The sequence below is a fragment of the Candidatus Cloacimonadota bacterium genome, from assembly GCA_011372345.1.
In the GTDB taxonomy this organism is placed as follows: Bacteria; Cloacimonadota; Cloacimonadia; order Cloacimonadales; family TCS61; genus DRTC01.
This window is the reverse complement of sequence record DRTC01000204.1, coordinates 1-5,818: the sequence shown is the minus strand read 5'-3', so window position 1 is coordinate 5,818 and position 5,818 is coordinate 1. Positions and strand designations below refer to the sequence as shown.

Genomic DNA, 5,818 nt, shown 5'->3' with positions numbered 1-5,818 from the left:
GCATAAAGGTCTATGAACCGGAAATTTCCCTGGAAATTTTATCAACTGAAGAAAAAGTTCCCAAAGAAGAAAAAAAGAAAATAGAAATTCCCGACATTACCGGATTCTTCAAAAAATTGGATATTTATGAAGGGAAAATTTCTGTAAGTTATAGAAATGAAATTTTGGAATTCCGTAATTCCTGGCAAAACATTTCCTTAAATATTAAAAATACTTCCCAATCAAGAATAAATTTTCACGCCATTTCTGCAGATTCGTCTAAACTTGAAATCAATGCAATTCTTAAAAAAGGTTCTTTAGAAAAAGCAGGAATCGTAATTTCCGATTTTTTTCCAAGAAAACTAAAAATAAATTTTCTTGATACACTTTCCGCAAAAATTAACCTGAAAGCAGATTATGAAAAAGGAAACTTTTTTTACAACGGCTATCTTGAAGATGTTCTTATGCAGAAATTTGAGAAGGAAGCAAATGCCGGACAAATTGCTGTTTCCGGAAATGAGAAGAAAATACATATCGGTTTTGAAAATCTGCAAATTGACGAAAATGATTTTGAAGGAAAAGCAGTTATAGATGATTTATTAGATAAAGGCTCGATCTCTGCTGAATTAATATCCTCAAAAATAGATTTGTCGAGATATGTGAAGACTTTAAGGGGAAAAGCATCTATTGAAATGAAAGTTTTCGGGCAGTTGAAAAATCCGGAAATCAAGACAAACCTGCTTTCAGAAAAAATCGAAATAATGAAACAGGAAATTACGGATATTTCGATCCGAACAAAACTGGAAAAAAACAAAGTTCAGTTATTTCTGAATCATGCATATTGGGAAAACAATCTTATCAAAGGAAACGGGAATTATGGTTTCGATCAGGGATTTACTTTCCAGGCAGTTTCCGATAGTATGAAATTCCGGAGAAACAACTTGTTTTTAAGTGGAAATCTGGTCACAGATATTTTTTATAAAAATGAACTGAAAGTTGATCTTGATTTGAGTGATTTGTTCGTTCAAAATAACGAAAACAAAATTTCAGATTTGAATTTATCAGCAAAGCTTTCCGGGAACGAATTTTTATTAGGTGTAGATCGTAAAAAAGATGATATTTTTTTAAATTGTAGCGGAAATATTAAATCCCGCGATCTGGAAGGAGAACTGAAATTAAAAAGATTCGATCTGAATGCTCCGCTGAATCAAGTTGCTTTTCCACTTGTTTCCGGGAATATCAAAGTAAAAGCAAAACCGGACAGTCTGATCGCAAATTCTTCTTTACGATTATTTGACCAGGATTTTGGAAAATTAGACGGAATATTCCTGACATCTATCGCTGCTGACTTGAAAAATGAAAAGACTTTCTTTGAATTGGAATCGCATAATGCGAAATTGAATTATGAACCGTTTACAATAAAAATTACAGCACAAGGTTTGCTTGATAGTATAAAAACCGATGAATTCCTACTCAATGATTCTGTTGAATTACAAAGCTGGTTTAGGTTGAAACCGGAATTTGATTTTGGTGTTTCTGCTGCTGGAAAAACGATCAAGATCAACGAATATTTGAAATATATTACGAATTACTCGACTGCAAATGATTTCAAAGGTCTGCTCGATTTTAACATAAATTATGATTCCCGCAAACAAGGAGATATTTCCGGGAATGTTGAAATAACAGATTTCAGTTATCAAAATTTGAAAAAACTTGCCGGGAAATCTCAAATTCAGGGTGATAATTCCGGTATCGATATTAATAATTTTACTATTTCGGCAAATGATCAAAATTTTCTCAAACTTAACGGGGAACTTGTTCTCAAAGAAGATCCGGAGATAAGAGCTGCCGGTTCGATCTCTCAATTAATGCTCGAGAACATTTATCCTGAAGCAGAAATTTCCGGTCAGATCGACGCTGATTTTTCATTTATCCTCGCAGAAAAAAAGAATAATTTTGCTTTTGACCTTTCTGCTCAAAATATCGATATCTATGGGATAAAAGCAGATTCGATCAAGTGTATTGCAAGCCAGGAAGACAGTCTCTTAAATATTTCCAAACTATATATAAAGAATGATAAAAATGAAAATCTGCAATGTTCAGGTGCGATTGGTTATAATATTTTGAATAACGAATCCTTTCCTGATTCAAATTGTGTGGAGATCGATTATAAAGGTGATTTACTGAAGATGCTCGCTGACAGGATCGATTATTTTGAACAAGGAAGTTCCAAAACATCTCTGAATTTAAAACTTAATATGGGTCAAACAGGACTTTCGGTGTGTAAAGGAAATTTTGCTTTGACCAGAGGAAGTCTGGAATTAAAAGACCAGTTGGAAAAAGTTGATAAGATCGATGTCAAATTTGAGATAAATGAAAATCTGATGCAGGTCAGATCTTTTCGGTTGAGTACAGGCGATGGAAGACTTTATATAACGAATAAGATCGATCACGACGACAATGATTTCATCCTGGGAATGATAAATCTTGGAAAATTCTATCTGCATACAAATGATCAGGGTTTGATCGTTCATATTCCTGAATATACTCCCAAAAGTTCAGTCGCTCAATTTGTAATCAAAGGAAGAGACAGCAATGATCTGCTGGTTTCCGGTCCATTTGATAATATCCAAATCATCGGTGATATTTATGCTTCCAATGGAAAACTGATCTATCCTCCCAAAACAGATAATCTGCTCAATCTTTTTGGAATTATCACCGAATCCAAAGAAGAAAAAAAGACTGAATATTATTATCCTTTTACCATGGATTTGATGTTGATCGTGGGAGACAATATTAATTATGTTACTTATCCTACCAATCTGCTGGTCAATAAAGATGGTTATTTGAACCTGAAATGTGAGAACGGCAGAATGTTCCCAGCAGAAGCACATTTTATTTCGGAAGAAGGGGAGATCGATTTTGTCGGTTCGAGATTAGCTGCCGATTATATCCAGGTGATGTTGAGCGATCTCCGGAATGAAGTTAATATCAGGGGAACATTTTATAAAAAAGCAGCGGACGGAACACTGATCACTCTCGATGTTTTCACGGAAAAAACCAAAGATGGCCGCGTAGATCTGCAATTCCGTTTGAACAGCGATGATCCGCAGGATGAAATGCTTGATATTATTTCCAAACTTCGTTATAACAGAAGTATGGATGAAATCTCCGAATCGCAGAAAAATTCACTCCTGCAGGACGAGATCATCCAGTTAGCCGGTATGGAGATCGGGACTTTTCTTTTTAATCCTTTGATCTATCCCTTGGAAAACAGAATTCGTCAATGGTTAGACCTCGATTATTTCCAGATACAGACAGAAATAATCCAGAATTTCTTCAATAAATATAATTCCAACCAGAACAGCAATGAACTTTTGATTGAAGAAAACAGCAGTGAATACGACCAGGTGGATAAAGATTACTATATGTTCCTGAACAACCTCACCATCAGGATGGGAAAATATATCAGCAACGACCTTTTCCTCGATTATCAAGCCCAATTCCAGAAACCGGAAGACCTGGCAGTCGGCTCTGATATGGGAATTTATCACTACTTTGCCCTGCGATATGACCTGCCTTATAAATTCAAGATCTCCTACAAATATAATTTACTGCCTTTTAAGGAAGATGATTCGCATGAGATTTTATTGGAGAGGTCATTTAAGTTTTGGTAGGATGGGATGAGTAGTTGGATTGTTTGAATTAGTAATAGTGATAACGTTAATCATCAGTTGCCGCCGATATTTCGCACATAACTTCATAAAAGAACAAAACGTTAGTTAACAGACATATTTTCATAAAGGCGCCAGAGCGAGGCGGTTAACTGCATGATTTTGTTATGTGCATAGTGCTTTATTTCTAGCCTATTTTTTATATATAATTTTTATACTCAACCTTTATTCAGTTTTTATCTATTCCATAAATTTTACCTGTATACTTTTTTCTACACGTTTTTTAAAATTTATCAGGTTTTCTTTTTTTTCTGGATCATAATGCATTGGGATAACCAACATTGGTTTTAGCGTGTTAATCATATTCGATGCCTGCTCAATATCCATTGTTAAGTTATCTCCACCAACAGGAACCAATGCTACTGTGATATCTTTAATATTTTTCATTTCGGGTATAAAATCAGTGTCTCCTGCATGATAAATCTTTGTGCCGTCTATTGTCAAAATATAACCAACGTTTTGTTTTGATTTTGGATGAGCTTTAATCCATAAAAAAACACGATTCAAATTATATGCTTCTACAGCTTCACATTTTATATTATCCAGATTTAATATATCATCAGGTTTTACTTCTCTAATCTTGTATTTGGAAAGCTTTTTAGCAACATTTTTAGGACAAATAATTAATGTTTCTTCCTTGACTATTTTTTCAATATCTTTTATGGATAAATGGTCAGGATGAGCATGAGTTATAAATATATAATCAGCTGGAGTTGTTTCACCAATCATAAGAGGGTCGATATAGAATACCTTGCCTTGTGCTTCAATCATAAAGCTTGAAGGAAACCATTCTTTCTTATTAATTTTTACTGTTCCCCAGGTGGTGATTATAATATCGTTAGGCAACTCAATGCTCTGTGGTTTTGGATTTCTTTTATCGCTTACAGTTATTTTTATTTTAATCATTGAACAACCCTGTAATAAAATAGTTATCAAAAGAATATTTAATAGAATTCTTTTCATATCAAATCTCCTAATAATAGTATTTTGTATAATCTACATAATGTTTTTTCATAGAACTACCTACCTACAACTAATAAATAAGCTTGTTGTTCATATCATACATGAAAAGATAGATTCAATTATTTTTATTCAAACTGATAATTTACTCTTTTTATAAAGCACATAACGACCAGGGTCACTTGCCGACATGGAGCAAGGCCGAAGGCCGCAGCGGAATGGCGGTCAAGTGCACCCAATTGTTATGCTTCATCTTCAACATCTTTTTCTGGTGGCAATGAAACTACTTCTACTTTCAATTTGTGAAATCCAGATGAAAGGTGCTGAATACTTCTAGATATTTTCTCGAGTTCTTTAGCCATCTTTGTTGCTGGCTTCTCAGCGGCGACCGTACCTTCAAATGATTTAACTTCGAGAGGACACCGAGTTGGTTCCATCTCTTTACCATTCTTTTTAAATCTGCATGTGGCGATAACAGGCTCATCACCAAGAGCGGCTGACAGGCTGCCATATTGCCCCCAGTCGATTTTTCGACACTCGCCAGGACCGAGAGCCGGTATTCCATTAATTAATGGACCGTCCTTCATTACTACCACTTCTTTCGCTCTGTCTTTAGTTAGCCCAAATTCCCTAACAGGAAGCGGACGAGAAAATTCGAACTTAATGTCATGTGCTAAGCCAGAACCTATATTACGCACAACTAACTGAAGGATTGTCGGCCGTTCCTCATCATGGATAACTGAGATAATGACACAAGGATCAGATTGAGTAGACAAAATTTTCCCGGTAAGTCTCACATAAACAAAAGTGAGCACAGCTAATAATAAAGTGGCACCCGCAGTTATCCATGCACTCAAATTAATTGTTTTTGAAAACTCGACAATTGATTGAATAGTTGATTGATCCATTTATTTATCCATTTTGCATAACTCAGTATTATCCCGCCAGTCGGCGTCATAACACTCTTATATGCTTGCTTCATAATAATCCAACATCAAATTCATTAAACTTATAAATGGCAGGAAGTTAATTGCATGAACGCTACCATTTATAAGAAGCAACTATTGCCAAGGATCAGTAGCATCTTACTTTGCTTCATAATATCGATATCCATGCTTAATCTATTATTTGCTTTCGGAATAAAT

The 5,818-nt window shown here is 34.8% G+C and carries 2 protein-coding genes; both read right to left on the bottom strand.

From position 1 onward, the window contains the following. Positions 1–3,893 precede the first annotated feature (3,893 nt). On the bottom strand, positions 3,894–4,676 hold the full coding sequence (locus ENL20_04005) for an MBL fold metallo-hydrolase (protein HHE37719.1): 783 nt from the start codon (positions 4,674–4,676) through the stop codon (positions 3,894–3,896). Between the two features lie 239 nt (positions 4,677–4,915). After that, the gene (locus ENL20_04000) at positions 4,916–5,581 is read right to left on the bottom strand and encodes a hypothetical protein (protein ID HHE37718.1); all 666 of its coding nucleotides are present in this window, start codon (positions 5,579–5,581) and stop codon (positions 4,916–4,918) included. Positions 5,582–5,818: the final 237 nt, after the last annotated feature.